The sequence below is a fragment of the Commensalibacter papalotli (ex Servin-Garciduenas et al. 2014) genome, from assembly GCF_000527695.1.
GTDB lineage: Bacteria > Pseudomonadota > Alphaproteobacteria > Acetobacterales > Acetobacteraceae > Commensalibacter > Commensalibacter papalotli.
The window spans coordinates 1,063,673-1,089,774 of record NZ_ATSX01000001.1 but is presented as its reverse complement, the minus strand read 5'-3'; the positions used below and the strand labels follow the sequence as shown (position 1 = coordinate 1,089,774).

21 protein-coding genes are annotated in these 26,102 nt (G+C 37.7%); 9 read left to right on the top strand and 12 right to left on the bottom strand.

From position 1 onward, the window contains the following. Window positions 1-5: 5 nt before the first annotated feature. Both greB and gshB read left to right on the top strand, forming a co-directional pair. Window positions 6-497, top strand: coding sequence for a transcription elongation factor GreB (greB, locus tag COMX_RS04970; protein ID WP_034337671.1), 492 nt, complete (start codon window positions 6-8; stop codon window positions 495-497). Between the two features lie 23 nt (window positions 498-520). Continuing rightward, the gene (gene gshB, locus COMX_RS04965) at window positions 521-1,492 is read left to right on the top strand and encodes a glutathione synthase (protein WP_152534188.1); all 972 of its coding nucleotides are present in this window, start codon (window positions 521-523) and stop codon (window positions 1,490-1,492) included. 3 nt (window positions 1,493-1,495) lie between these two features. Here the strand turns inward: gshB and COMX_RS04960 are convergent, their stop codons facing one another. Beyond that, the gene (locus tag COMX_RS04960) at window positions 1,496-1,726 is read right to left on the bottom strand and encodes a hypothetical protein (RefSeq protein WP_034337667.1); all 231 of its coding nucleotides are present in this window, start codon (window positions 1,724-1,726) and stop codon (window positions 1,496-1,498) included. 250 nt (window positions 1,727-1,976) lie between these two features. Between COMX_RS04960 and COMX_RS04955 the strand changes: the two genes are divergently transcribed. The 4 genes from COMX_RS04955 (at window position 1,977) to COMX_RS11075 (ending at window position 5,135) form a co-directional block, all read left to right on the top strand. Next, on the top strand, window positions 1,977-2,615 hold the full coding sequence (locus COMX_RS04955) for a class I SAM-dependent methyltransferase (protein WP_051461881.1): 639 nt from the start codon (window positions 1,977-1,979) through the stop codon (window positions 2,613-2,615). Between the two features lie 74 nt (window positions 2,616-2,689). After that, a complete protein-coding gene (locus tag COMX_RS04950) occupies window positions 2,690-4,003 on the top strand; it encodes a cbb3-type cytochrome c oxidase subunit I (protein ID WP_034337664.1) in 1,314 nt (437 codons plus the stop codon). A gap of 10 nt (window positions 4,004-4,013) precedes the next feature. After that, window positions 4,014-4,961 carry a heme o synthase gene (cyoE, locus tag COMX_RS04945; protein WP_034337662.1) on the top strand — a complete coding sequence of 316 codons (948 nt, stop codon included), beginning with the start codon at window positions 4,014-4,016 and terminating at the stop codon, window positions 4,959-4,961. Window positions 4,962-4,976: 15 nt separating this feature from the next. Further along, window positions 4,977-5,135, top strand: coding sequence for a hypothetical protein (locus COMX_RS11075; RefSeq protein ID WP_161631847.1), 159 nt, complete (start codon window positions 4,977-4,979; stop codon window positions 5,133-5,135). An 829-nt stretch (window positions 5,136-5,964) separates the two neighbouring features. Here the strand turns inward: COMX_RS11075 and COMX_RS04940 are convergent. From COMX_RS04940 to COMX_RS04920, 5 genes are read right to left on the bottom strand one after another with little or no spacing between them, the layout of a single operon-like run. Then, entirely contained in the window at window positions 5,965-7,032 is a 1,068-nt protein-coding gene (locus COMX_RS04940) for a Tim44 domain-containing protein (protein WP_034337659.1), read from the bottom strand. A gap of 28 nt (window positions 7,033-7,060) precedes the next feature. Beyond that, the gene (locus COMX_RS04935) at window positions 7,061-8,398 is read right to left on the bottom strand and encodes a TldD/PmbA family protein (RefSeq protein WP_034337656.1); all 1,338 of its coding nucleotides are present in this window, start codon (window positions 8,396-8,398) and stop codon (window positions 7,061-7,063) included. Continuing rightward, window positions 8,395-9,660, bottom strand: coding sequence for a M16 family metallopeptidase (locus COMX_RS04930; protein ID WP_034337653.1), 1,266 nt, complete (start codon window positions 9,658-9,660; stop codon window positions 8,395-8,397). The genes COMX_RS04935 and COMX_RS04930 overlap by 4 nt, the downstream gene beginning before the upstream one ends. Before the next feature lie 18 nt (window positions 9,661-9,678). After that, window positions 9,679-11,079 carry a threonine synthase gene (thrC, locus tag COMX_RS04925; protein WP_034337651.1) on the bottom strand — a complete coding sequence of 467 codons (1,401 nt, stop codon included), beginning with the start codon at window positions 11,077-11,079 and terminating at the stop codon, window positions 9,679-9,681. 34 nt (window positions 11,080-11,113) lie between these two features. Beyond that, entirely contained in the window at window positions 11,114-12,250 is a 1,137-nt protein-coding gene (locus tag COMX_RS04920) for an L-dopachrome tautomerase-related protein (protein ID WP_034337648.1), read from the bottom strand. A gap of 198 nt (window positions 12,251-12,448) precedes the next feature. Between COMX_RS04920 and COMX_RS04915 the strand changes: the two genes are divergently transcribed. Then, window positions 12,449-14,332, top strand: a complete 1,884-nt coding sequence (locus COMX_RS04915; protein ID WP_034337646.1) for a tetratricopeptide repeat protein — start codon at window positions 12,449-12,451, stop codon at window positions 14,330-14,332. On the opposite strand, the gene COMX_RS04910 is transcribed toward COMX_RS04915, so the two are convergent. The 6 genes from COMX_RS04910 to tsaD all read right to left on the bottom strand — a co-directional run bounded on the left by COMX_RS04910 (window position 14,329) and on the right by tsaD (window position 24,240). Continuing rightward, the gene (locus COMX_RS04910; RefSeq protein WP_034337645.1) at window positions 14,329-17,259 is read right to left on the bottom strand and encodes a [protein-PII] uridylyltransferase; all 2,931 of its coding nucleotides are present in this window, start codon (window positions 17,257-17,259) and stop codon (window positions 14,329-14,331) included. The genes COMX_RS04915 and COMX_RS04910 overlap by 4 nt on opposite strands. 64 nt (window positions 17,260-17,323) lie before the next feature. Next, entirely contained in the window at window positions 17,324-19,945 is a 2,622-nt protein-coding gene (mutS, locus tag COMX_RS04905) for a DNA mismatch repair protein MutS (protein WP_034337644.1), read from the bottom strand. Between the two features lie 60 nt (window positions 19,946-20,005). Further along, window positions 20,006-21,559 (bottom strand): murein biosynthesis integral membrane protein MurJ, encoded by a 1,554-nt coding sequence (gene murJ, locus COMX_RS04900; RefSeq protein WP_034337641.1) that lies wholly within the window; start codon window positions 21,557-21,559, stop codon window positions 20,006-20,008. A gap of 64 nt (window positions 21,560-21,623) precedes the next feature. Then, window positions 21,624-22,115, bottom strand: coding sequence for a glutathione peroxidase (locus COMX_RS04895; protein ID WP_034337639.1), 492 nt, complete (start codon window positions 22,113-22,115; stop codon window positions 21,624-21,626). 51 nt (window positions 22,116-22,166) lie between these two features. Then, the gene (locus tag COMX_RS04890) at window positions 22,167-23,129 is read right to left on the bottom strand and encodes an NAD(P)H-dependent glycerol-3-phosphate dehydrogenase (protein ID WP_034337637.1); all 963 of its coding nucleotides are present in this window, start codon (window positions 23,127-23,129) and stop codon (window positions 22,167-22,169) included. 10 nt (window positions 23,130-23,139) lie between these two features. Then, window positions 23,140-24,240, bottom strand: coding sequence for a tRNA (adenosine(37)-N6)-threonylcarbamoyltransferase complex transferase subunit TsaD (gene tsaD / locus COMX_RS04885; protein ID WP_051461880.1), 1,101 nt, complete (start codon window positions 24,238-24,240; stop codon window positions 23,140-23,142). 57 nt (window positions 24,241-24,297) lie between these two features. On the opposite strand from tsaD, the gene hemC reads away from it, so the two are divergent. Next, window positions 24,298-25,371 (top strand): hydroxymethylbilane synthase, encoded by a 1,074-nt coding sequence (gene hemC, locus COMX_RS04880; RefSeq protein ID WP_034337634.1) that lies wholly within the window; start codon window positions 24,298-24,300, stop codon window positions 25,369-25,371. Then, entirely contained in the window at window positions 25,364-26,101 is a 738-nt protein-coding gene (locus COMX_RS10640; protein WP_051461879.1) for a uroporphyrinogen-III synthase, read from the top strand. The genes hemC and COMX_RS10640 overlap by 8 nt, the downstream gene beginning before the upstream one ends. Window position 26,102 lies beyond the last annotated feature (1 nt).

Here is a 26,102-nt window from a genome sequence, read left to right as displayed (position 1 = left end):
AAAAAATGGCAGTTGCATCTCAAACGCCTCCACATTTAACGCCACAAGGATTTGATCGTTTAAAAGATGAGCTTAATAGTTTATTGCACAAAGAACGTCCCAAGATTGTAGAGATTGTTTCTTGGGCTGCGGGTAATGGTGATCGATCTGAAAATGGCGATTATATATATGGTAAACGTCGATTAAGGGAAATTGATCGTCGTGTCCGCTTTTTGTTAAAACGTCTTGATAATGCCGTTGTGGTTGATCCCAAAGAACAACCCCAAAAGGATAAAGTTTATTTCGGTGCAACTGTGACTTATGTCACTGAAGAAGATCAGGAATATACAGTTACCATTGTTGGTGTGGATGAAGCAATTACCGAGCAAGGTCAAATTAGCTTGATTTCTCCTATCGCTAGAGCTTTAATAAAGTCGAAAGTTGGCGATGAGGTAAAATATCAAAGCCCTGCTGGAGAAAAATTTCTTGAAATTCTAGAGATTGCTTATCCATCTTAAAAGATAGTTTAATATAAGTGAGTATAAAATCTATGCTAAAAATTGCTGTGCAAATGGATCCGCTGGAAAATATTAATATTAATGGCGATTCTACGTTTGCATTAATGTTAGAGGCTCAGGCCAGAGGGTATGAATTATTTGTTTATTCTGTTGATACGCTAAGTTTATGTAGCAACTCTAATTCAAAAAAAATTACCGCCAGGGGCAAAAATGTTACTGTGCAACGCATACAGGGTAACCACGCTCAATTTGGTGAAGAAAAAACGGTTGTGTTGAATGATTTTGATGTATTGTTAATGCGTCAAGATCCTCCATTTGATATGGGATATATAACAGCAACACATTTGCTTGAACAAATTCACGGTATCGGTAAAGATAAAGTTTTCGTTGTGAATAATCCTGCATCCGTAAGAAATGCACCAGAGAAAATCTTTGCAACCTTATGGCCTCAGATTATGCCTCCCACTCTGATTACAAGAGATATTATTGCCATACGTGAATTCCGCGCTGAATATAAAGATATAATTATTAAACCTTTATATGGAAATGGTGGAATAGGGGTTTTTCGCATTCGAGAAGATGATGAAAATTTAAACTCCTTATTAGAAATGCAATTTGCTGCTTCGCGTGAACCTTTGATGATTCAACGTTATGAACCTGCTGTACGTAAAGGGGATAAAAGAGTTATTTTGGTTGACGGAGAACCTATTGGGGCGATTAATCGTGTTCCACAAAAAGGTGATTTGCGTTCTAATATGCATGTTGGTGGTGTTGCGGTCAAAGTCGAGTTAACACAAAGAGACAAAGAAATTTGTAAAATAATAGGACCTACTTTGAAACAGCAAGGATTAATATTTGTTGGAATCGATGTGCTTGGGGATTATTTGACAGAAATAAATGTAACATCCCCTACAGGCCTACAAGAATTAGATCGATTTAATCAGATCAACTCTGCCGCTATGATTTGGGATGTTATTAATTCTTATGTAAGATAAGGTTTATTCTTTAGAAGGTTCAGCTTTTGATGTTTTTTCGTAATTGAAAGTTGTTCCTTCTCCTATATTTAAAGAACTTTCTTGTTGTTTAGGTATAGGAGGCATAGGGTCGTCTTTACCAAATTTATTGTCTAACCAGTCCGTAAATCTTGCGCGATCATATACAATATATGTTCCAACCCATATAGTGATGCTTAATATCGCCATAAACCAATTAAAATATGTCAACCACATAAGGGGAGCTGCTCCTGAATCTGCTCAATTATTTATTTACTTACTTGTTGTGATACTTATAATACATATTTGCTTTATAATAAACAATTAAAGGGCATCAAAAAAATAAAGTAATTAAATATGTTGCTTTTTAGTATTTTTTTCCTTGTTAAAATGTAAAAAAAAGAAAATCTAACTAGATTTTTCTTTGTTTTTGGTTAATAAGACTTGTTGTATAGTAATTTTGTTAATTGTTTTTAGGAGCAATAACGTGCCTCCTTCACCTCATACTGCGTTAAGCGCAGATGCTGTTAAATTAGCTTATCGTCGTTGGGCGATGGTTTATGATGCTGTTTTTGGAAGTATATCCTCGTTTGGGCGCCGCTGTGCTGTTGCCGAAGCTAATCGTTTGCCAGGACAAAAAGTTTTAGAAGTAGGGGTTGGGACAGGATTAGCTCTTCCTTCTTATAATCTTGATAAGAGAATTACAGGAATTGATCTGTCGACAGACATGCTTAAAAGGGCAAGGCAACGGGTTCAACGTCAAAATTTATCTAATGTAGACAATCTATTCGAGATGGATGCTGAGGAGACAAATTTTGAGAGTGGCTCTTTTGATATTGCAGTAGGTATGTTCGTTGCCTCTGTAGTACCACATCCAGATCGTTTATTTGCAGAACTAAAGCGAGTGGTTAAGCCAGGCGGTCATATTTTGTTTGTAAATCATTTTTTAGCACAAAAAGGGATCCGTTATCATGTTGAACGTATTATGGCCCCTGCATCAAAATCATTAGGTTGGCACCCAGACTTCTCAATAGAATCTTTGCTTCCACCAGAGGAGTTAAAACAAGCGACTCTGCAACCTGTTCACCCATTTGGTTTGTTTACATTGGTCAGTCTCCCTCGATAAAATTTGATGGTGATACTTTGTAAAAGCTATGTTATATCATAGCTTTATTTATTAGTAATGCGATAGAATATGTAATGAATACACATTATAAAATTGGAATGAGTGCTTTATTTCTGGCTATATTGGCAGGGATTAGTGGTGGTATTGCAGCTTTGTTTGTTCAACTCAATACATATATTCCTGTTTTGGGCAAGTTCAGTACAGTTGATTTTATACAAAATTTACCAAGAACGCATGCTAGAATGATGGTGTTTTTTGTCCTTCAACCAGCATTAATGTTAGGGTTTGGGGCTTGGTTCGTGCCTTTATTAATTAAAGCAAAAGATATGGCCTTCAAAGGAGTGAATGCTTTTTCTCTTTTATGTCTTGTTATAGGCTTTATTTGTAATTTCTTAACTTTTTTATACCCTGATCATGCATTATTTGCTTTGTATAGTTTGGGGTTGTGGTCGATATCAGCAGTTTTGTTTTCAATAAATATGTTAATTACGATCATTAATAATAGAGCACCTGACGTTAGTTATGCGTCATTGCCTTTGTTCGTTTGGGGACAAGGGATTTCTGCGGCTTTATTGTTACCTACGGCGTCTATTTTATTAGCAGCCTTAACAAAAAATTATTATCATGCTGCTTATTCAGCTGCTGCACTTCAACAAACTGTTCGTTCTTTTTCATATCCAATGTTGATGATTTTGATCATCCCAGCAATTTGCATGGTATTTCATATTATTACTACGATTTCTAATCAATCTATAAAACAAAATAAAAATGTTATTTTAATGCTTATTTTGGTGCCTTTTATTGTTTTACTTTCATGGAATAAAATGATTTTTAACACGCACTTAATAAGCATGCATCAGAATATTACATTACAAGTATTTTATGCATGTGCGTTATATGCGCTGACTTTATTTTTATTAGTTTATTGTATTAAACTTTTCTTTGTAGGTAAAAAACACTGTCCAGCACCTGTGCTATGGTCTTTTGGTTTTATAGGGTTATTAGCAATTGGTTGGCCATATCAAGGGATCACGAAAGAAGTTGGATTAATCCATTCTTCTATTTCCTATGGAATTCTTTTTGCGGTTTTTGCAGGCTTTTATTTTTGGATGGGCAAAATTCTAGGTAAGCAATATTCAGAATTATTAGCAAAAATACATTTTATAACGACCTGTGTTGGTGTTGTCTTTACACTAGATATGTTTGTAATAGGTGAAAAATCCATTCTTATTGGGGCAGTTTTCATGGGGCTTTCTTTGCTATCCTTTATTGTGATGTTGGTGAATGCATTACGTAGTGAAGTGAAATTACCAAGTAATTATTGGGGAGAAGGTGCAATAACTAATGAGTGGCAGCTTCCTTCCCCTGTTTTTTCTCATGTAAAATAGGATTTACAGAATGGGGCAATCACTTTCAGATGAAGTCGTAGGATCAAAACGGGTTCGATTCGATCCGGCTATGGTAGGCAGTGATGTTAAAGATTGGGTTGCTTTATTAAAACCCAGAGTGATTTCTTTGGTAGTTTTTACAGGTGTGGTTGGAATTGTTCTTGCACCTGGTCATATTAATCCAATTATTGCACTGATTAGTATTCTATGTATTTGTATGGCGTCTGGTGGGGCTGGTGCAATTAATATGTGGTATGATCGTGATATTGATCTGATCATGCAAAGAACAATCACACGCCCTTTACCTGCGGGCAGAGTTAAATCTGATGATGCGTTGATTTACGGAATTGGCGTTTCTGTCCTGTCTGTAATTTTAATGTTTTTGGCTACTAATTTTCTAACCGCAGCTATTTTAGCTTTTTCTATTTTCTTTTATAGCGTTGTTTATACAATGTGGTTAAAGCGTTCTACCCCACAAAATATTGTTATTGGCGGGGCAGCTGGGGCTTTTCCTCCGTTAATAGGGTGGACTTCTGTTACTGGCAGTCTTGATATATTCCCTATTATTTTATTCTCTATTACGTTTTTTTGGACACCACCACATTTTTGGTCATTGGCTTTGTATGCGTGTAAAGACTATGGACGTGCAGGTATCCCTATGTTGCCTGTTGTAAAAGGTGCGCGTTATACACGGTGGCAAATTTTAATTTATACAATTATTTTAGCAATTGTTACTTTATTACCTGTTTATTTAGGATATACTTCTTATATTTATATGGGTACAGCAATTTTATTAAATGCTGGATTTATTTACATGGCGGTTAGAGTGTTATCAGAACAGCAAACCGCTGACGGATTAAGTTTGAATAATGATAAAGCTGCCAGATATTCTTTTCGTTTTTCTTTGATTTATTTATTTTTCTTATTTTTTTCTTTGATTATTGATCATTTTGTTTAAAAGGAAATCGTCTTAATGAAAAGACAACAACAGGCCAAAGCAATTGCAATTTCGCTAACTGCGGAACAACAAAAAGAGTTTGACCGACGTCAAAATAAACGGAATATGGCGTTACTTTCAGCGTTGCTTGGATTAAGTGGGATTTTATATACTCTAGCGTTGATTCAATTATAATCAATGGCTTTATACTAAAAGGCAGATAGTTTTTCAATTATCTGCTTTATTTATATTGAGTGTAATTAGTTTATAAAAACTATGAAATATCATGAGGGTTTATCATATTTTATAGTTAATTAATGATTTGATATTATTATTTATTTCTAAAGAAGAAATATTCAAAAGGTAAGTTTTTCATACCTTAAAAGTTATTACATAAGTTGTATCGGAAAAGTAAGGTAGCATTTCAGATGTTATTTTTTCTATTTACCTTCAAGCGGTATGGCTGTGGATAATCAGACCGAATATCAATGCCACTATTGATGCTGTTGTATAACAATTTGGTCCAAGTTTGTGTGCAATGACAGTTGATGGTATTCAAATAAAGTCGCCGCTGAAAAATCTATGACTGTTATCAAAAAATGCCTAAAGTTTGCTTTTTAGGTGATGGTGTTGTCAGTTCAATCTTACAACCACTAATAGAAAAATCTGAAGCTTGAGGAAAAGCTAATCCTTTTGAGGATATTACTTACTCTAAGAACCACAAATTTTTAAAAGAATAAAAGAAAGAATGGTTTCTCAAAATATAGAAACTATACCGAGGAAGAAGAAAAAGAATATCAATTAAGTTCTGGAAGAGTATTCGTTAATAAAGTAAATGCAACTTACAATCTATTAGGACTGACCAATTTTTTAATTATATGAGTAATTGATAAGTTAAAGAGGTGCATGTATAAAACAAGTAATTACTTATATTATAAACTTAAAACTACTAATTACTATATTTTAATAAAGAAAGAGGACTATATAGTCCTCTTTCTAGTTTGGATTAGATTAGATGAGATTGCTAGTTTATTTGCTGAATAGCAGACAACAACCACCAATTATTATTAACAGCTCTGACAAAAGTCCAAAGCTCGGTAATAATAACAGGTTGATTTGGATCACCTTCAACAACGCGTCCAGTATTGTCTGTGGTAATATCAATCAAAGAATAACGCATAGAAACGGTTGCATATTCTCTGTTTCCTTCTTGCCATGCTTCTGACAGATCACCTTGCAAGAACTGAACATTAGAGGTGCTGTTATGCAAACCTTTGGTAGAAAGATCAGTTAATTGCTCACTGAAGTAAGCCAACATCTCTGGTGTGGTGATTTTTTGTAATCCAGCAAGATCTTGCCTATTCCAACTTTCTTGCACTTCAGTTAAACGTTGTTGGAATGCGATATAATCTTGTTGTTGTAACTGAATATTAGCTTGCTGTGTAGGAGGTTGAGCAGCATTCATTGCTGGATTAACACGACTAGCAGACATATTATTATTGTTATTATTAAGATTTGCACTACGACGTCTACGAATAAAGCGCATAACTAACCAAACAATTAACCCAATGATAATCAGGCGTGTTAACAAGCTCATAAAACCACCGCCTTGCTTTTGTGGGGCTTGTTGTTGGTTTTGTGCTTGGCCTTGTTGTTCTGCACCATTACTTGGTTGTTGAGCATTACTTTCTTTGCTGCCTGTCAGCATATGATAACCTGCTGCACCAATAGCACCCCCAACAAGACCTCGCGTAAAGTTACTCATTCCTGATGCAGGGGCAGCTTGTTGTTGTGGTTGAACAGGGCGATTCATCCCGCCACCAGCCATTCCTGAATTTACACCTGTGGGAGCAGCATTCGGCGTTGCAGCTGGGGGACGTGTCATCGAACGTTGCATGGGTTGTGCACCCATAGGGCTACTTCTGGTATAAGAAGGCGCACTAAATGTTCTGCTGCCACGGCTGCCCATTGATGAGCCTCGACCCGCTCTTGCCTCTGCCTGAGGAATTAAATCCACAAGAATAGGAGGAGCAACAAGAGTAAAACTTAAAAGACAAAGTAGGGTACGGCTATTTAAGGTCGTACGATTCATTTCTTTCATCCATTTCGGTAAACGTATGTTAATTGCCCGCAACACTCATTGCATCAATGCGTAATGTTGGGCTGTTAGTACTATAGCGGAATTTTAAATCATTAGCGACATGTAGTTGTGAAAACATTTCCTTGAGTGTCGAAGCAAGGGTAAATTCCATAATTGGCTCTGCGATTTGACCATTGCGGATCATAAAACCACTGGCGCCACGACTGTAATCCCCTGTGAGCATATTTACCGAAGAACCAATCATCTCTGTGATATAAAGTCCTTCTTTGATATCGGCCATCAGTTCAGTAGGGGTTTGCTGTCCTGCCATAACGTATAGATTAGTAGTTGTTGGTGATGGAGGAGAGGATGGGCCTCTGGTTGCATGCCCATTACTTTTTAACCCAAGTTGATTGGCGGTGCGGTTGTCTAGCAACCAATTCGCAATTTTTCCTTGATCAACCAATTTAAGTTCTTCGGGATATAACCCTTCAACATCAAATGGACGAGAGGCTAACCCTTTTACTTGATAAGGTTGATCAATAATAGTTATGCCTTCAGGAAAGATCAGGTTCCCCATATCATTTTTAAGAAAAGAAGTGCCTCTGGCAATGGCATAACCATTTAAAGCACTAGCCAAGTGTCCAATAATGGAGTTTGCTACTCTGGGATCAAAAATAACTGGTAATATACCCGTTTTAGGTTTGGTTGGATTTAATTTAGCGACTGCTTTTTCACCAGCACTGCGCCCAATTTGTTCTGCATCTTCCAGGTCTTTTAAATGTACGGTTGAATGATAATCATAATCGCGCTGCATGTCTGTGCCTGTGCCTGCTAATACACAAGCAGATAAAGAGTGAGACGTGCGGGCATAAGTGCCAAAGAAATCGTTACTGTTGGCCAGAATCATTTCAGTTTTGCCATAACCACAGCTGCCGCCCATAGAGTTGGTAATGCCTTTGACCGCCAAAGCTGCGGCTTCTGCCCTTTTGGCTTGTTCTAACATTTCCTGTGTAGAACGTTCAGAGGCATCTAACAAGTCAAGAATTCTAGGATCAATGCAGGGTTTATCAGAAGGTTCTGGTAACCCAGAAAAAGGATCTTCTGGTAAAATCTTGGCCATAGAAATCGCTTGTTCCACCAATTTTTCGATATTATCTTTTTGTAAATCTGTGGTGGAAATGGTAGCAGAACGTTTATCAATAAAAACCCGTAACCCAACAGTCTTTGTTTCTGAACGTTCCAACTCCTCTGGCTGGCCATTTCTGACCTGCACGCCAACAGAGGTCGACGCTAACATTACTGCATCAGCTTCAGTTGCGCCCGCTTTTTTAGCTTGATGGATCAAATCTTTGATAAATTTTTGATGTTGTGTCATGAGTTCAGACTTTCAGTAATATCGGCAAGAGAAGGCACATGGCGAATAGGCCCCAACGTGGTTAGAGTAGGTTTTCCATGAAAAATACTCTTGGCAATCTGATAGATATCTTCGATTGTAACGGCATCAATTTTTTCAACCATCTCTTGTGGAGAAATAATACGATTATAAATTTGTAAATGTCGTGCTATTTGCTCACAACGACTGGCGGTGCTTTCCATAGACATTAACAAAGAGGATTTAAGCTGGGCTTTGGTACGGTTAAGCTCTTCTGGTTTGATCAGCTTTTGGATTTTCTTGAGTTCTTGGATTAAAATGGGCATCAATTCTTTTGTTTGTTCTTCACCTGTGCCAGCATAAATACCAAATAACCCATCATCTTGATGTGCCGTGTTATAAGCATAAACAGAGTAAACTAAACCATGTTTTTCTCGTACTTCTTGGAAAAGACGTGACGACATTCCACCACCCAAAATAATAGAGAGTAGAATTGCTGCGTAATATTGAGGATGGTTATAATTAACGGATGGGAACCCCATTAAAATATGAGCTTGATCTAACTCTTTTTCTTTACGAAATTCACCACCTTGATAATTTGCAGGTAAGGCGGATTGTGCAGGTGTTTGAGGCAGATCTTTGAAATATTTTTCTGCTAAGGTTACGATGTTATCGTGATCCAGATTTCCCGCCGCAGCAAAAATTGTATTGTTACTGTTATAATGACGCGTCATATAGTGTTGCAAATGATCACGTTGCATAGTGCGAATCAGGTTTTCTGTACCCAGCGTTGGGCGACCCATTGGCTGATCAGGATAGGCAGTTTCTTGGAAGTAATCAAATACAATATCATCAGGGGTATCATTTGATTGTCCAATTTCTTGCAGGATGACACCACGTTCTCTTTCCAACTCAGCTGGGTCAAAAGTGCTGTGGGTTAAAATATCCCCTAAAATATCAACGCCAAGCTCGTGATCATTCTTTAAAAGCTTGATGTAATACGCGGTAATTTCACGTGCCGTATAGGCATTAATATGCCCCCCAACATTCTCAACAGTTTCCGCAATATCCAAAGCAGATCTGGTGTTTGTTCCTTTGAACGCCATGTGCTCTAGAAAATGGGAAATCCCATTTTCTTCGGCAGTTTCATAACGTGTTCCAACATTGACATACGCACCAAGGGAAATCGTTTCAACACGATCCATTTTTTCCGTTACAACTAACATTCCAGAGGGTAGGCGTGTGATCTTTATAGCTTGGTTCATATTTATCCTAGAGTGAAATTAAATATTGTTTTTATGCGCAACGGCGCGAACTGAATCTTCGATTTTTTTAAGGTCTGCAGGTAGAACTTCATAGCGTTCTTTGCGTTCATATAAATCAGCCAAAGCCAATGGCAACGCAGGTGTTATGCCTGTTGCTTGTTTAATGGCATCGGGGAATTTAGCAGGATGAGCTGTCGCAACAGTAACCATTGGAATTTCAGGATGACGATATTTTTGTGCTGTTGCAATCCCAATAGCGGTATGGGGATCTGCCAAATAAGCTGACTTTTTGTAATATTGCTGAATAACTTCTTTGGTTTCTTGATCGCTTAGTGCCATACCTTTGAAGTTTTCAGAGGCTTTGTTCCAAATGCTGGAAGGAATATCCATTTTGTTATTTTTACGGAAATCTTGCATAATTTGGCGGCATTGATCAGTATTTCGATCAAGTAATTCAAATAATAAGCGTTCAAAATTAGAAGAAATTTGAATATCCATAGAAGGAGACAAGCTTGGGCGAACGCCTTGGATACTCATATCATTATTAAGTAAAAAGCGTGTAAGAATATCATTATGGTTAGAACCCACGCACAGAAGGTTAATGGGCAGTCCCATTTTACGTGCAGTCCAAGCCGCCAAGATATTCCCAAAATTGCCTGTTGGAACGGTAAAGGAAACTTCTCTATCAGGAGCCCCCAGTAACAAAGCTGCATAAATATAATAGGGAACTTGGGCTGCAATACGCCCCCAGTTAATAGAATTTACAGCAGAGAGATGCATTTCATCTCGAAAAGGCGCATCTGCAAACATTGCTTTGACCAAGTCTTGGCAATCGTCAAAAGAACCTTCAACGGCAATATTATTAATATTAGGTTCCATTACGGTCGTCATTTGACGACGTTGCACTTCTGAGGTTCTGTTATACGGATGCAATATTGTAACGCTGAGGTATTTGCTGCCTTTAAATGCTTCAATTGCAGCAGAGCCCGTGTCTCCAGAAGTCGCTCCAACAATGGTTATTTTCTTATTTTTTTGACTGAGGACATAGTCAAATAAATGACCCAATAACTGCATCGCCATATCTTTAAAGGCAAGCGTTGGCCCATGAAATAATTCTTGGACAAAAAGATTATGGTCTAGCTGTACCAAAGGAACAATGGCTTGATGATTAAATCCTAAGTAAGATTTTTTACAAATATCAAGTAAAACAGCTTCGGGAATTTCATTTCCTGTAAAAAGATGAACGATCTTTGCAGCTAGTTCTGGATAGCTTAATCCCCTCATGTTGCGCAAATCATCCGCAGAGATTTGAGGCCAAGTTTCAGGAATATATAATCCACCATCTTGGGCAAGACCTGCAAGAAGGGTGTCAGAGAAATTTAAAACGGGGGCTTGCCCTCTGGTAGAAACGTAACGCATTGTATACCTAGTAAAAAATAATCAATTGAGGAATTTATTTATTTTGTAAAGGAGGTGGGGTTAAACTGTATATTTTTAAAGGCCATTCAATCGTTGAATGGTCTTGTTTATTCAAAATTTGTGTTTGATCAAGTTGTATCGTTGGGATATAAAGCTGGTTATTCTTATCCACATAAGGATGGGCAGGCCATTTTAAACGTTCATCCGTGATTAACTTGTTTAAAATACGCCCTGTGGTAAATCGATAAATACTGTTGGTTGCAATATCATCAATGTATATAGTTCCATCTGGCCCACAAACAATCCCCCCTGATGAAGGTGTTTTAAACCAAATCATCATTGCTTCGTTCAGTTCGGCTGGGGAGTAGGTTGCATCTTTGAGATACATGGTATCAATACGGTATAAAGGTCCACTGACAGCTTGGTAATATAAACGTCGGCCATCAGGAGAAACGGCAATTTGGTTAACGTTAAATTGTGACGTTTTATCAGAATTCGGCTTTATCATTTTATTATTGACAATAACAGCTTGCCTTGAATACAAAGAAGGCGAATTTTCAAGCAAACGTCTTGCTTTGCCCGTATTAAGATCATAGATAACAATTGCAGGCGTGCCTCTATCAGCAAGATAAATATGGTTCTGATATACAGCAATACCATTCAAAGCACTTTTATCAAGGATAACATTCTCAGGAATAGGGTATGTTTTGACGACTTGATCTGTTTTAGTATCAATTTTTACGATTTTAGCCGCTTTTTTATTAGTGGTATCACCAATTTTTGAAATGCCACTATCTAATACCCATAAATTACCATCTGGGGTCAAAGTCATCCCAGCAAGTCCAATAAAATTATTGCTGGGATCTTGTGTATTAATGGTATTCCATTGCTGATTGGGATAAGGAACAAGTGTATTATCAGATTTGACCACAGCCATAGAAAGGCCTTGCTCGTCCGTAAATCGGGGGAATTGGGCGATCATACGCTTATTATCATCTACAACGATATAATCGGGCAAATATTTATTAATTGTTGCGACTTCTTTTAAGGCATCAGAAGACAATAGAGCAGGTTGATCTAGTTTTTGTTTTGAATAAGCCAAAGATGGAGGTAACAGGCTTAATGCCAAGGCCAGAGATGCAGAACGGGTAAAAGATTTTAAAATGACCATAACCGATTTCTATTCCTGATATAAAATATAGATTTCATTTATAAGGTAATTTTACAAAAGATGATAGGGAATATCCAAGATAAAAGCTGATATTTGGGCGAGTTTTTTTTACACATTCATTATTTTGTGTTTGTGCAAAGCTTTTGTATAGTATTGATATGATGTATTGCCTTGTATAACTAAAAATTGAGTGAATTTATGGTAAATGAACAAAAAATTAAAACAGGACTGTCTTTACTATCTCAAGGGCTGTTCAAAGAAGCTGATAAAATTTTCTGTGATATTTTACAAGAAACACCAGATTTTCCTGAGGCATTGCATGGCAGGGCATGTGTTGCTCGCGCAGCAGGAGAGATTGCATTGGCGATTGGATTTGCGGGTCGTGCTATAGAAATTGAACCCCAATCATATTATTATATTACACTGGGTTGGGCTTTATATGAAGGAGGGCATCTTGTCGAAGCTCAAACAGCTTTTAAAAATGCGATTTTATCAGAGCCATATGATCCCAGAGCCTATCATGGATTGGCAATTGTCCAAGACGCACTTGAGGATAAGGCACAGGCAGAATTATCCTTGCGTAAAGCGATAGAGTTAGCACCTGATTCTTTGATATTTTGGAAAGAACTGGTGCGTTTTTACTGGCAAGGTAAAGCATTTGATCAAGCTTTAAATATTGCCAAGGATGCAGTCACTAATAATCCAGGAAAGATCGAATTTTTACACGAATTGGGCTTGGTTTTATATCAGCTTGGCCAATTGGGTGATGCGGAACGTGTGTTTAGAAAAATCATACGATTAAACCCTAAAATAGCCTCAGCTTATGCAAATCTGGGGGCTATTTTATTCCAGTTGAACAAGCTGAGGGAAGCAAAGGCTTATTTGACTGAGGCATTGAAACAGGCTCCAGAAATTATAGAAACGCAAGTTAATCTTGGTTTGGTGCAAATGGGGCTTGGAGCATTAGCTGATGCTAAAATATTACTTGAAAATGCATATCAACACTCTCCACATGATGCACGAATAGGACTAAATCTGGGAACTCTTTATTATGAGCTTAGGGAATTAGACAAGGCCGAAAAACTTGATCATTATTTATTGGAACAAGCACAAAATTTAGCATTAATTCAGAATGATAAAGATAAGATAAAAAATAACCTATCAACCATATTGCTTGCCAAAGGGCAATTTCAAAAAGGGTGGCAGCAAATGGAGGTGCGTCATCGCTTGTTACATCATTTCAAAGAAAAGGAAGCTATTCCAGTTTGGAATGGTAAAGAAAAAGTCGATCTTTTATTGGTTCGTGTTGAGCAAGGTTTAGGAGATACGATTCAATTTTCCAGGTTTTTAGGGGCTTTGTTACAAAAATATTCGATTATAATAGAAGCCCCTAAAAACCTGGTAAGGTTGTTGCAAGAGATAATGAGGTCATATAATGAGGGTAATTCATGGCAAGTCATCGAAATGGGGCAGGGTTTACCCCAAGGAATAACACATCAAGTCATGCTGATGAGTTTGCCTTATTTATTAGATATAAACACTGTTCCTTTATACTCCCTTGATAACTCATTATTCCAAGAAACGGTTCCATTAGTTAGCTCAGATCATTTGAAAGTGGGCTTATGTTGGTTTGGGAATAAAGATTATCGTTTTGATCAACTACGTTCCCTTGCTGTATCTGAGCTTTTTCCACTATTTAGTGTGCCTAGGATTGATTTTTATGCATTGCAAACAGGGCTTCAAAAATCAGATCTCCTCAAAGGCTTTGCTGGGATGATACCCAGTGGAGATTTATATAAAACCGCTTGCTTTCTACAAGAGCTTGATCTTGTCATCAGTGTGGATACGGTTATAGCCCACCTAGCAGGGACGCTTGGTAAACCAGTATGGTTATTAAACCGATTTGGAGGAGATTGGCGGTGGTATCCAGCGCATCAAGACCAATATGGATATAGTCTTTGGTATCCAAGCCTTAAAATTTACCAACAAGCTCAGTCTTTGCCTCCTGATCAAGCATGGAAATCTTTGATACAAGAGGTCAAAACTGATTTAATCAAAATGCAATCAACTGCAAAAAATTAATTTTTTTCTTCCTTTGGAGGCACCACTTCCATTTGCACAATAGAGGCTGTGCTGTTGGGTTGAATACCAGTAATATTTTCTTCAACCTCTTCTAGTACTTTCAAGATCGCTTCACGGATGATAGATAATCTTTTTTTATCCAGAACTTTAAGGCCAAAAACATCTTTGACATAAAATACGTCAACAGCACGAATGCCATAAGTTGTAATATGTGCAGAGCTGATTTGTAGTTTTTGTTCCTTAATAGTCTTAGTAACATCATACAAAAGCCCAAGACGGTCTCTGCCGTTAACCTCAATTACAGTGAAACCATTAGAGGCCTGATTATCAATAACAACGCGTGGAGGTACATGAATGGCACGCATGCGACGGCCATATAGCATATGACGATTACAGTCATTTAAACGTTGTTCAATATCAATTTTTTCTGCCAAAGCATCAGAGATTAATTCTATGATACGTTCTAAACGATGGGGATCATCAAACACATCTTGCGCTGCATCTTGTACCCAAAAAGTATCTAACACCATCCCATTGGTCAGGGTATGAATACGTGCATCAACAATTGATGCTCCAGCGACAGCTAACGCTCCAGCTATTTTAGAAAATAATCCAGGGTGATCTACTGCATAAACTGTAACCTCTGTCACTCCACGATCTGGTAAAGGATAAGAACGGATGGTTAAAGGTGATTCTTCTTTGTGTGCTTGGGTAATGAGATGCGCATGGCGGATATGTGTGTCTTCATCAAAAGACAGCCAATAGCTTGCATATCCCAAGTTCATAAAAAATTCGACCGCAGAATTTGGTAAATTTTGAATAGCAAATTGTTTTTCTAAATGATTTTTAACGCGATAAACGCGTGTGTCACGCTCTTGAGTAGCAAGGCTACCTTCTAATACTTCAGCAACACGATTGTAAAGCTCGGTTAACAAGGTTGCTTTCCAAGCATTCCATACTTTTTTATTAACTGCACGCATATCTGATACAGTTAATAAGAACAATAATCTTAAACGTTCAGGGGATTGTATGGTATCGACTAGATCCAAAATGGTTTTGGGATCATCAATATCACGTTGAAAAGCAGTATGACTGAGTAATAAATGGTGCAGAATAAGCCAAGAAACCGTATCTGTTTCTTCAGCAGACATGTTTAACCTTGAACAAATGGTTAGCGCCATTTCAGAACCTACTTCTGAATGGTCACCACCTCGGCCTTTACCCATATCATGCAATAAGGTCGCCATATACAAAGCTCTTTTGGATTGAATACCTTGTAATAATTTATGAGCAAATTGTAAATCGTCTTGGTGATATCCAGCTTCTAGTAATGCAAGTAATCTTACGGCCTCTATACTATGTTGATCCACAGTAAAGATATGATAAGTATCAAATTGCATTTGCCCTACCATACGTCGCCATTCGGGCATAAACTGGCCCAGGATTCCAGTCTCATTCAAAATATGCAACCAGTGCATATTAAATTGTTCTTCAGGTGGAGGCAGAATATAGGTTGTTCTTTCTTCCTGATTATCTTTGTTATTTAATAAGCGATAACGTGCTTTGGGTGATAAATGTATAGGGGTATCACATAAAAGATCAAGAAAAATCTCTGAAGCCTCGGCATTCCCACGTAAAGATGCTGCTTTGCGCTCCCAACGAATAAGTTGATGAACGGCCAAGGGATGAATAGCGCGTTTTTGTGTTTGTGCAAGCTTTAATAAGCACATCATTTCAATAGGATTTTTTTCAAAAGAAATATGTGCTGTTGGAAGGATTTTTCCTTCTAATAACGTGCATCCTGTATGAGGAATAAATTTGCCAGATTCAAACTTGTTAAGTGTTGTTTTCTGAGTATAAAGTGTTAATGCAGATTCGATCACATAAGTTAAACGCATGACTTCTCTGGCAGTAAGGAAGTAGTGACGCATAAAACGCTCGACACCTACTTGTTGACCATGTTTCGTATAACCAATACGCCCACCGACAACTGGTTGCATATCAAACGTTAAACGATCTTCTGCTCTACCAGAAATATAATGAAGTTGAAATCTTACCGTCCATAGAAAATTATGTGCTCGTTGTAAACGATGAATTTCTTGTTCAGTTAGGAGGTTAAGTTCACGAATTTTAGGAGATGAGAAATCAGCAAATTGATCAAATCCCAAAGTAAAATGATATTCCCAGTATATGGTTTGTAAGTCTCTTAGACCACCTTTGCCTTCTTTAATATTAGGCTCAACAAAATAAGGTGTATCTCCAAATTTTTTATGACGATTTTCACGCTCTTTACTTTTTTCCAAAATAAAACGAGAGGCACCAATTTCATTGCATAATTCTTTTAATTGAGGAATAAAATCGTTATAAAGCCCTTGATAACCACTTAGCAAACGGATATCTAATAATGCGGTAAGGATTGTAACATCCTCTTTTGCTGCCGTTAAACATTGCGGTATAGAGCGAATAGCATGGCCAATTTTCAATCCTAAATCCCATAAGAAATACAGATGTTGTTCGATCGTATCCTGTAATTCTTTGGATGGTTGTTTTGGAGTTATGAATAGTAGGTCTAAATCACTAAATGGGGCCAAGCAGTTTCTGCCATATCCACCTGTGGCAACAAGTGCAATATAATTATTTGGATCATCAGAGTTTAATAATTTATTATAAAACAGATCAAAAAGGACGCTCATTAACCCATCTATATATGCAGTCAGTTGTTTGCTTGCTTGCAATCCAGAGAGTCTGTTAATTTCAAATTCAGTACGAACTTGTGTTTGTACGCGTCCTAAATGGCGGCGAAAAATTTGAAGCAACTCATCTCTTGATAGATTAGAGTTGTCACGAAACGCTATACGAGTTTGTTCTCGTAATGTTTGTGTGGCGAGAGTAGGATTAGAAGGAAAGTCAGCTGTAGGATGCTTCAATTATTTGACCTGTTAGCAAAATTAATAAAAAACCAGTATTATATATTAATTTAAGGGGATATAATTATTTATCAATAAGATTTTTCAGTTCATAAAGAATATTTAACGATTTTTTTGGGGTTAATTCGTCTGGATCAATTGTTTTGATCAAATCAACAATTTTTTCATATTTTTTTGGTAACGTTTCTTGCTTGTTTTTTTCTTCAATACAAGGTGTAGGCAAAGGAAGGGTAATTTGAGGATTTAGATATTGTTTTTCTAAATTTTGTAAAATCTGCCCTGCACGTTTTAAAGTGGGTAAAGGAACACCCGCTAGTTGAGCAACATGAATACCCCAACTATGCTCGGCAGCTCCAGGAATGACTTCATATTGAAAAATAATACTATTTTTCCATTCTTGAACCTTCATGGTAAAAGGCTTGCATGATTTTAAGTGCTTGGTTGATTGAACTAATTCATGAAAATGAGTAGCAAAAATAGTTCTACATTGAATAATATTATGTAATGTTTCTAGCATAGCCCACGCAATGGCCATACCGTCCAGTGTTGATGTACCACGGCCGATTTCATCGATAACGACCAAAGATCTTGGCCCAGCTTGGTTTAAAATTGCAGCAGCTTCGGTCATTTCAACCATAAAAGTTGAACGTCCATGAGCCAGATCATCAGAGGCTCCAACCCGAGAGAATAAATGATCAACAATACCAATTTCAGCCTCTTCTGCGGGAACAGGCAGACCTGCTTGGGCTAAGATTACGCATAAAGCCACTTGCCTAAGGAAAGTAGATTTCCCAGCCATATTAGGACCAGTAAGCAACATAATTTTTGTTTTTTGAGATAAATCACAAGAGTTGGGAGTAAAATTAGCTTTGTGTCGCAAAGCAGCTTCAACAATGGGATGCCTACAGTTGGTTAGTTTAAAGACAGTATCATCACTAAGTGTTGGAACACACCAATGATAGGATAAATATAAAGTGGCACAAGATTGTAAAACATCTATCATGGCAATCGATTTTGCCAGTAAAGGCAGCTTTTTTTCTTTTAGAGCTTCCTCTATTAATTCCGAAAATAGTTGCCATTCTTTGTCCGCAGCCAGGGAATTTGCTTCAAGGATTTTTTCACTTAGTTCGTTTAATTGGACGGTGGTAAAACGTGAAAGATTGGCGGTGCCTTGTCGTAATATTAAGTCTGGATGCTCTCTAAGTTTGCTGCCTGCAGCATTACTAACTTCGATAATGTGCCCAAGTTGATTATGGTGCTTAATCTTTAATGTGTTGATATTAAATTTAGTTTTATACTCTTCTTGCAAACTGATAATAACTTGACGGCTATTATCCTTTAAACGTCGATAAGCATCTAATTCATCATTATAGCCTTCTTTGATTATAAAACCCTCTTCAACTTTTAAAGGAGGATTTTCATTTAATGCTGTGCGTAATTTAATGAGTAGTTCTTCACCATATAACAGATAGCCAGAAGTATTTTGAATGATTGAACAATAACGTCCTGTTTCTTTTTCATATTTTTTAAAAATATGCGCTATATTACGGCTAATTTCTAGACCATTACGAATAGAAGCTAAATCTCTGGGTTGACCTCTGCCCAAAGATAATCTACTCAGGGCACGTGCAATATCAGGTGCTCCTTTTAATATTTTGCGTAGCTCATCTAAAAGAGCTGCGTTTTGGTGTAAATATATCCAGCCTTCTTGTCGTTGTTTAATATATTTAATTTGTGTCAAAGGGGCTGATAACCAATTGGCCAACATACGAGCACCAGAGGCCGTTACGGTATAAGATACGCTGGAAAAAAGAGTAAATTTTTGACTGCCGTTACTATTTTGTAAAATATCAAGACTGTTACGTGTGGCGGGATCAATAGCCAAAATGGTTTCATATTGTTGGGATTGTGGGCGGGCTAATTGAGGGATTTTACCAGCTTGGGTTTTTTGAATATAATGAACTAATTCAAAGCTAGCGATAATCTCCTCATCACTAAAATTACCCAACGCATCAAATGTATTCACATTGAAAAGCTCTGATAATTCTTTTTCTGCTGTTTTTAAAGAATGATGGTCTCGAATAAGGGTGCGACGATTATCATAATCATTTAGTATAATATCTTTGCAACATAAAATTTCTGAAGGGTTAATTCGCCCCAGTAAATCATTTAATTTAGAGTGATCAATAAAAGTTGTTTCAAAAAAGCCAGTAGAAATATCAACCCATGCTACACCAATTGTAGACCCTTTATTTTTGAGATGAGGGATAATAGATGCAATATAATTGGCTTGTCCAGCATGTAACAATTCATCTTCTGTTAATGTACCAGGAGTGATCAGGCGAACAACAGCTCGCGATAATGGTCCTTTTTGTCCTTTAGGGCGATCTGCAGGAGTTTCTGTTTGTTCTGCAACAGCGACTTTAAATCCTTTTTTAATTAATCTGGAAAGATAATTGGATGCAGTACCAACAGGAACTCCACACATGGGAATTGGGTTTCCTCCATGGGTGCCACGTGAGGTAAGAGCGATGTCTAAAGCATTTGCTGCGGCTTCTGCATCACTAAAGAATAATTCAAAAAAATCTCCCATACGAAAAAAAAGTAACGCATCAGGATACCAATCTTTTAATGAAAACCATTGTGCCATTACAGGTGTGGCACCTTCAGAGGATGGAATTGTCATTTTAACTCGTCTAGTTCAGCAGTGAATGATCAACAATTTTCAAGATAAAATTGCTTTGTATTATTTTTTTAATATTCTCTTTGTAACTTTTGCAAAAAATTGCAAAAAGTTAATAACTCCGAAAATATGTAAAATAATACCGTACAATAACCCTCCTAAAGAGGTCAATAAAATCACAGAAAATAAGCGATATAAAATATTTTGTTCTGGAATTTCAACGAAACATAGATGCATTACGCTCATTAAAACCACACACATTAAAAGTGAGGCCACTGTCATAGCAGCGATTCGTTTCAACAATGAAAAAGGTACGGACAAAGCATCTCTTTTATAGAGCACAACAGCCAGTATAATGACATTGGTTATAGCTGCTAAACTATTAGCAAGGGGTGGACCCATATGGGCAAGAGGCTTCATAAAAATCAGATTAAGAATAAGGTTAAGAAAAATTGTAAATATTCCGATTTTAACCGGAGTTGTGGTATCTCCTCTGGCGAAAAATCCAGGTGAAAGGACTTTGATTAACACAAAAGCAGGTAATCCGATCGAGTACATTTGTAAAGATTGCGCAGAATAATAAACATCTTTAACTGTGAAGGCGCCATGCTCAAATAAAGTCGAAATAATTGGCGTTGCAATACTGAATAATCCAAAAGCCGCTGGCAGGGTCAACAGTAAAGAATAATCAAGGGCTTTATTTTGTGCATCAAACGCTGCATTGGGATCTTTGTTATGAAGGGCTTTGGTTAAGATGGGTAAAAGGGTTGTTCCTGCTGCTGCACCTAAGACCCCGAGTGGAAGTTGATTGATACGGTCGGCAAAATACATCACGGAAACACTGCCTGCTGGCAGTAAAGTTGCAATAATTGTACTAATAGTTAAATTAATTTGAGTAATACCGCTTCCAACAATACCAGGAGCCATTTTTCTAAATAATTGGCGTATATCGTTGGTTAATTTTGGAAAACATATCCTTATTCGCATTCCCGCTTTGTGGGCTGCAAATAACAAAATACCTAATTGCACAAACCCTGATAAAGTAACGCCCCATGCCGCAGCCCAAGCAGCATTAGGCATAAAAGGGGTTAACCATAAAAGAGCTGCAATTCCTACAACGTTAAAGCTGACATAAGCCGCTGCTGCAACACCAAAACGATGAAGACTGTTTAAAACACCGGCAACCAATGCTGCTGCACAAATTAATACCATATAGGGAAAGGTAATACGACTGAGGGCAACCGCTTCATCATAACGCGCTTTGTCTACGGTAAAACCAGGTGCAATCACTCTTACAATTTCGGGCATAAAAATTTCAGCCAAAATTGTAATAATAACTAATAAAGTTATAAGAACACTAAATGCTTCATTGGCGAAACGTTGTGCTTCTTGTTGATTTTTTTTCGTTAATGTCGTGGTGAATAAAGGTACAAAAGCTGCGTTAAAAGCACCTTCACCAAAAAGGTTGCGAAACATATTGGGAAGGCGAAAAGCCACCTGATATGCATCTTGTAAAGAGCCAGCCCCTAAAAAAGCCGCCAAAAGTTGGTCTCTGACCAGCCCAAGTAGGCGGCTGAGCATTGTCCAGCTGCCCACAGTTAAAATATTTTTTAACATTCTTACCTTAACGAAATTGAATGCATTTGAGGATAGTTAATCTGTTAAGATTACATATTCTCTTTTAGAAATCATAACAAGTCCGTTCAACTGCATTAACAAATCGTTTAGAAGCAGGGCTGGTTATACTGGAAAAGCTTTTATAAAGTTTTCCTTGACGATTAATAACATATTTATAAAAATTCCAACGAGGTTTTGCAAGGATTCCGCCTTGTTCTGATAACCATTTGAACAAAGGAATTGCATCATTGCCTTTTACATGGCTTTTTTGGGCCAAAAGAAAGCTGATATTGTAATTATTATTACAAAAATTTTGAATATCTTCATTACTTTTAAATTCTTGATTCCCAAAATCCCCAGATGGAATACCAATAATTGTTAATCCCCAATGGCGATACATAACCCATAAATCTTGTATAGCTTCATATTGAGGTGTGAATTTACAATGTGAGGCTGTATTTATGATTACTAAAGGCTTACCGCGATAGTCATTTAAATTGAGGGTTTCTCCAGATTGCATCGTTAGGCTAAAATCATAAATAGTTTGTGTGGGCATTTTTGTTCCTTGGTATCGTCTAATATTATTATTTATTAGTTTAACAGAGTCTTATTCACTGCCTAGGGGTCTAGACATTAAAATATTTTGCGCCGTTTTAATAGTAATTTTCTTATTTAAAATATGGGTAACGGCTTCTATAATCGGGGTATTAACGTTATGCAGCTTGGCTCTTTGTAGGATTGCAGGGGCAGTGGTAACGCCTTCGGCAATGGTTGTTCTTTGTGATAAAATTTCTTCTAGGGTTTTCCCTTGTCCCAGCTCATATCCCAAGGAGTAATTTCTTGACCCTTGGCCTGTGCAAGTTAAGATCATATCTCCAACACCTGCCAAACCTGATAAAGTCATTGGTTCTCCACCAAGTCCAGTGCTCAATTTAGAAAGTTCGGAGATACCACGTGTAATAATTGAGGCTCTGGCATTTTCTCCGAGGCCTGCCCCCATTGCAATTCCAGATGCGATCGCAAAAACATTTTTTGCAGCGCCACCAATTTCGACACCAATAGGATCATTATTAGCATAGAGGCGGAACGTAGAAGTAGAAAGCTTATTGGCCAAATCTTGGGCAAGCTCTTGATCTTTAGAGGCAATTACACTTGCTGTGGGATAACCTTTAGCCACTTCATGAGCAAAGTTTGGACCCGACAAAGCCCCATGCTTACGGTGGGGATAAATTTCCTCCAAGATTTCCAAAGGAAACTTAAGGCTAGTTGTTTCAACACCTTTACAACAAGCAATCAGCGGGCCATGACCATCAGGAATATAAGGTAAAATAGAGCGCATATACTGTAAAGGAACAGTTAGAAAAACAATATCAGCTTGTTTTGGAAAAGCATTGCTTACGGTAATTGTTTCAGGGATTTCTATACAATTTAAACGTGATAATATATTTGTTTGAGGATCAGGAAGCTCTTTTCTGCTCCATAAATATACATTAGCACCTGTTCTGGCCATTTGCAGGGCAAGGGCTATTCCCCAAGCACCTGCACCAATAACAGCAATATTTATAGGCATATTATATCCTTTAAGAGTCAAAAATTTGTGACATTTCTGATAAAGGCCAACGTGGACGAGGCAACATAGAAATATCATCTATGACTTTATTGTTTTTGGCAGCTTGTTGCAATATTTCTATGGCTGCCCAACCAATCATAACTGCGTTATCAGTACAATATTTCATGGGGGGGGCAACAAAGGGCAGATTATATTTATTGGCAAGCTCTTGTATATGTTTGCGTAAATATTGATTGGCCGCAACCCCACCAGCAGTAGCTAGTAAGGTGCTGTTTGGAGAGGCTTTGATCGCGTTTTCCAAACGATTAATAATGGCACTGGTAATCGCTTTTTGAAAACTTGCGGCAATATTAGCAGCCAGCTTACGTGGAAGTGTGTCTATATTTTCATATTCTGTTAACAAATTCCCCACAGCCGTTTTTAACCCAGAGAATGAAAAATCACATCCTGGCCTGCCATATAAAGGGCGGGGTAAAGAAAATGTATTCTCATCACCTTCTTTGGCTAAAGCTTCTAATGCAGGTCCCCCTGGCCAAGATAACCCTAACATTTTGGCAACTTTATCAAAAGCCTCACCAGCAGCGTCGTCAATTGTCCCTCCTAGGCGATGGTAATCACCAATATCCTTCACGTGGATGCATTGGCAGTGCCCCCCAGAGGTTAAAAAGAGGAGATAGGGAAAGTGCACTTGATGTTCAGAAATATGGGGGATTCTCACGGTTAATGCATGAGCTTCTATATGATTAATTCCGATAAATGGAAGGTTTCGAGCCAAGGCCAACCCTTTGGCAAAGCAGCTGCCTACAATAACACCACCGATTAATCCAGGTCCACAAGTCGCAGCAACGGCATTAATGTCTTTCCAGTCGATATTTGCTTGATTTAATGTTTTTTTAACTAGATCAGATAAATGAGAAAGATGGGCTCTAGCAGCAATTTCTGGAACGACACCACCAAATTGAACATGTTCTTTTTGTGAATAAATCTGTTCTGCCAGCACTGTTCCATCTGAGCATACGATCGCACAGGCAGTATCATCACATGATGATTCTATTGATAGAATTATCATGTTGTTATTTGTTTTTACGTCACTTTGGTGTATGGATGGCATAATAAAGCATTTCTTTAGTTAAAAATAGTCACTATTAAAGCGTAAAGTAGATCTTAAATGAGCACGGATACAGTATTTAATATTTTTTCTAACTCTGCTTTGCAAGATATTGCAGCCAAAGCAGCTAATAAAGGGTTACAAGAAAATCATGATACGTATAAAAGAAAAGGCCTACCTTTGAGAGTTGGTACCAGAGGATCTCCGCTTGCCCTGGTGCAGACTCGTAATTTTCTTACAAGATTAACACAATTTTGTCCATTGTTACGAGAGCTAGGCGCATTTCAAGAGTTTCAAATTCATACCACTGGGGACAGAGTACAAGATCGTCGTTTAGCTGAAATCGGTGGTAAAGGTTTATTTTCCAAGGAAATTCATGAGCAGCTTTTGGCTGGAAATATTGATTTTGCTGTGCATAGTTTAAAAGATTTGGAAACAACCTTGCCTGATGGATTAGTCTTGGCTTGCACTTTAAAACGTCAAGATGCCCGAGATGCATTGATTGTTAATGCCAAATATCGGCCTATTGATGTGGATTATCCTTTTGATTGCTTACCCCGAGGCGCAAAAATTGGAACGTCTTCGGTGCGCAGGCAAGCTCAGCTTTTGCATATGCGTCCAGACTTGGAAATTGCTTTGTTACGCGGAAATGTTCAATCACGTATAGATCAAGTGACCGCAAATAAATATGATGCAACCTTTTTGGCGGCTGCTGGATTGCAAAGATTAGGAATGGAGGATCGTATTGATGTGTTACTAGATCCATCTGTTATGGTTCCATCTGCGGGTCAAGGAATTGTCGGCGTTACGGTTCGTGCAGCTGATGTTGAGCTCAGAGAAATGTTGGTTGCCATTGAAGATCAAGAAGCAAAAGCAGTTGCAACCGCAGAACGTGCGTTATTAGCCGAGCTTGACGGGTCTTGTCGTACACCAATCGGAGGTTATGCTCAATTATTACCTGTTGTCGCGGGTGGGGAACCAGAGTTGCATTTGGTTGGTTTAGTTGCCAGAGAAGATGGTTCGTTTTTACTTAAAAAAGAGATTAGCGGTTCACCTGATGATGCCGAGGCTCTGGGGCGTGAATTAGGCGAACAATTGCGCAAAGATAGCCCCTCTGATATTTTTGATGAATAAGCAAAAGCCCTTTTTGGTTATTACGAGGCCAGAGCCTGGTTTAAGTGAAACGGCACAAAGAGTAAGCCAACTAGGGTGGGAACCTTTGTTAATGCCTGTAATGATCATACAGTCATTGCCTATTGACTTTGTTACGATTGAAAATGTTCAAGCAATCATTTTTACCAGTCGCCAATCCATCACACCAATGACAGAGCAATTATCAATACAGAATATTGCGTATCAACAAATTCCAGTCTTTACGGTTGGGGATATTACCGCCAAAGATGCTCTGCAAGCTGGGTTTTGCAATGTAATTAGTGCTGACCAAGATGCTGTTGCTTTGGCCTCTTTAATTAAAAAAAAATTAAATCCTCAAGCAGGAAGATTACTGTTTCCCTGTGCAAAAGGGCAGGGGAAATTACTGATTGCGTTGCTTAAACAAGCTGGGTTTATCATTTCTTATTGTGAAGTATATCAAACAAGGCCTGTGAAAAATTTGTCTGCTGCGTTTTTACAAGCTTTAAAAGCAGATAAAATTAATAGTATTTTATTTTTCTCTTCTGAAACGGTGCGTTTTTTTCTTGAGTTATTTCCAGAAAACTTACAAGGAAATTTAAAATTTATTCAAGCTGTGGGAATAAGTATCAAAACAAAATCAATACTTGAACGTGTTTCTTGGCGCTCTATTGAAATTCCCAGCTATCCAAGAACGGAAGAAATGCTCTCTTTGATAAAAGAGCATTCCTGAA

What these genes read in the sequence shown, in the direction of transcription:
- COMX_RS04950 (WP_034337664.1), top strand. Translation starts at nt 2,690, where the DNA reads ATGAATACACATTATAAAATTGGAATGAGTGCTTTATTTCTGGCTATA.
- mutS (WP_034337644.1), bottom strand. Translation starts at nt 19,945, where the DNA reads ATGACAATTCCATCCTCTGAAGGTGCCACACCTGTAATGGCACAATGG.
- cyoE (WP_034337662.1), top strand. Translation starts at nt 4,014, where the DNA reads ATGGGGCAATCACTTTCAGATGAAGTCGTAGGATCAAAACGGGTTCGA.
- COMX_RS04935 (WP_034337656.1), bottom strand. Translation starts at nt 8,398, where the DNA reads ATGACACAACATCAAAAATTTATCAAAGATTTGATCCATCAAGCTAAA.
- COMX_RS11075 (WP_161631847.1), top strand. Translation starts at nt 4,977, where the DNA reads ATGAAAAGACAACAACAGGCCAAAGCAATTGCAATTTCGCTAACTGCG.
- COMX_RS04930 (WP_034337653.1), bottom strand. Translation starts at nt 9,660, where the DNA reads ATGAACCAAGCTATAAAGATCACACGCCTACCCTCTGGAATGTTAGTT.
- COMX_RS04940 (WP_034337659.1), bottom strand. Translation starts at nt 7,032, where the DNA reads ATGAATCGTACGACCTTAAATAGCCGTACCCTACTTTGTCTTTTAAGT.
- COMX_RS04960 (WP_034337667.1), bottom strand. Translation starts at nt 1,726, where the DNA reads ATGTGGTTGACATATTTTAATTGGTTTATGGCGATATTAAGCATCACT.
- COMX_RS04915 (WP_034337646.1), top strand. Translation starts at nt 12,449, where the DNA reads ATGGTAAATGAACAAAAAATTAAAACAGGACTGTCTTTACTATCTCAA.
- greB (WP_034337671.1), top strand. Translation starts at nt 6, where the DNA reads ATGGCAGTTGCATCTCAAACGCCTCCACATTTAACGCCACAAGGATTT.
- COMX_RS04920 (WP_034337648.1), bottom strand. Translation starts at nt 12,250, where the DNA reads ATGGTCATTTTAAAATCTTTTACCCGTTCTGCATCTCTGGCCTTGGCA.
- COMX_RS04890 (WP_034337637.1), bottom strand. Translation starts at nt 23,129, where the DNA reads ATGCCTATAAATATTGCTGTTATTGGTGCAGGTGCTTGGGGAATAGCC.
- murJ (WP_034337641.1), bottom strand. Translation starts at nt 21,559, where the DNA reads ATGTTAAAAAATATTTTAACTGTGGGCAGCTGGACAATGCTCAGCCGC.
- hemC (WP_034337634.1), top strand. Translation starts at nt 24,298, where the DNA reads ATGAGCACGGATACAGTATTTAATATTTTTTCTAACTCTGCTTTGCAA.
- thrC (WP_034337651.1), bottom strand. Translation starts at nt 11,079, where the DNA reads ATGCGTTACGTTTCTACCAGAGGGCAAGCCCCCGTTTTAAATTTCTCT.
- COMX_RS04895 (WP_034337639.1), bottom strand. Translation starts at nt 22,115, where the DNA reads ATGCCCACACAAACTATTTATGATTTTAGCCTAACGATGCAATCTGGA.
- tsaD (WP_051461880.1), bottom strand. Translation starts at nt 24,240, where the DNA reads ATGCCATCCATACACCAAAGTGACGTAAAAACAAATAACAACATGATA.
- COMX_RS10640 (WP_051461879.1), top strand. Translation starts at nt 25,364, where the DNA reads ATGAATAAGCAAAAGCCCTTTTTGGTTATTACGAGGCCAGAGCCTGGT.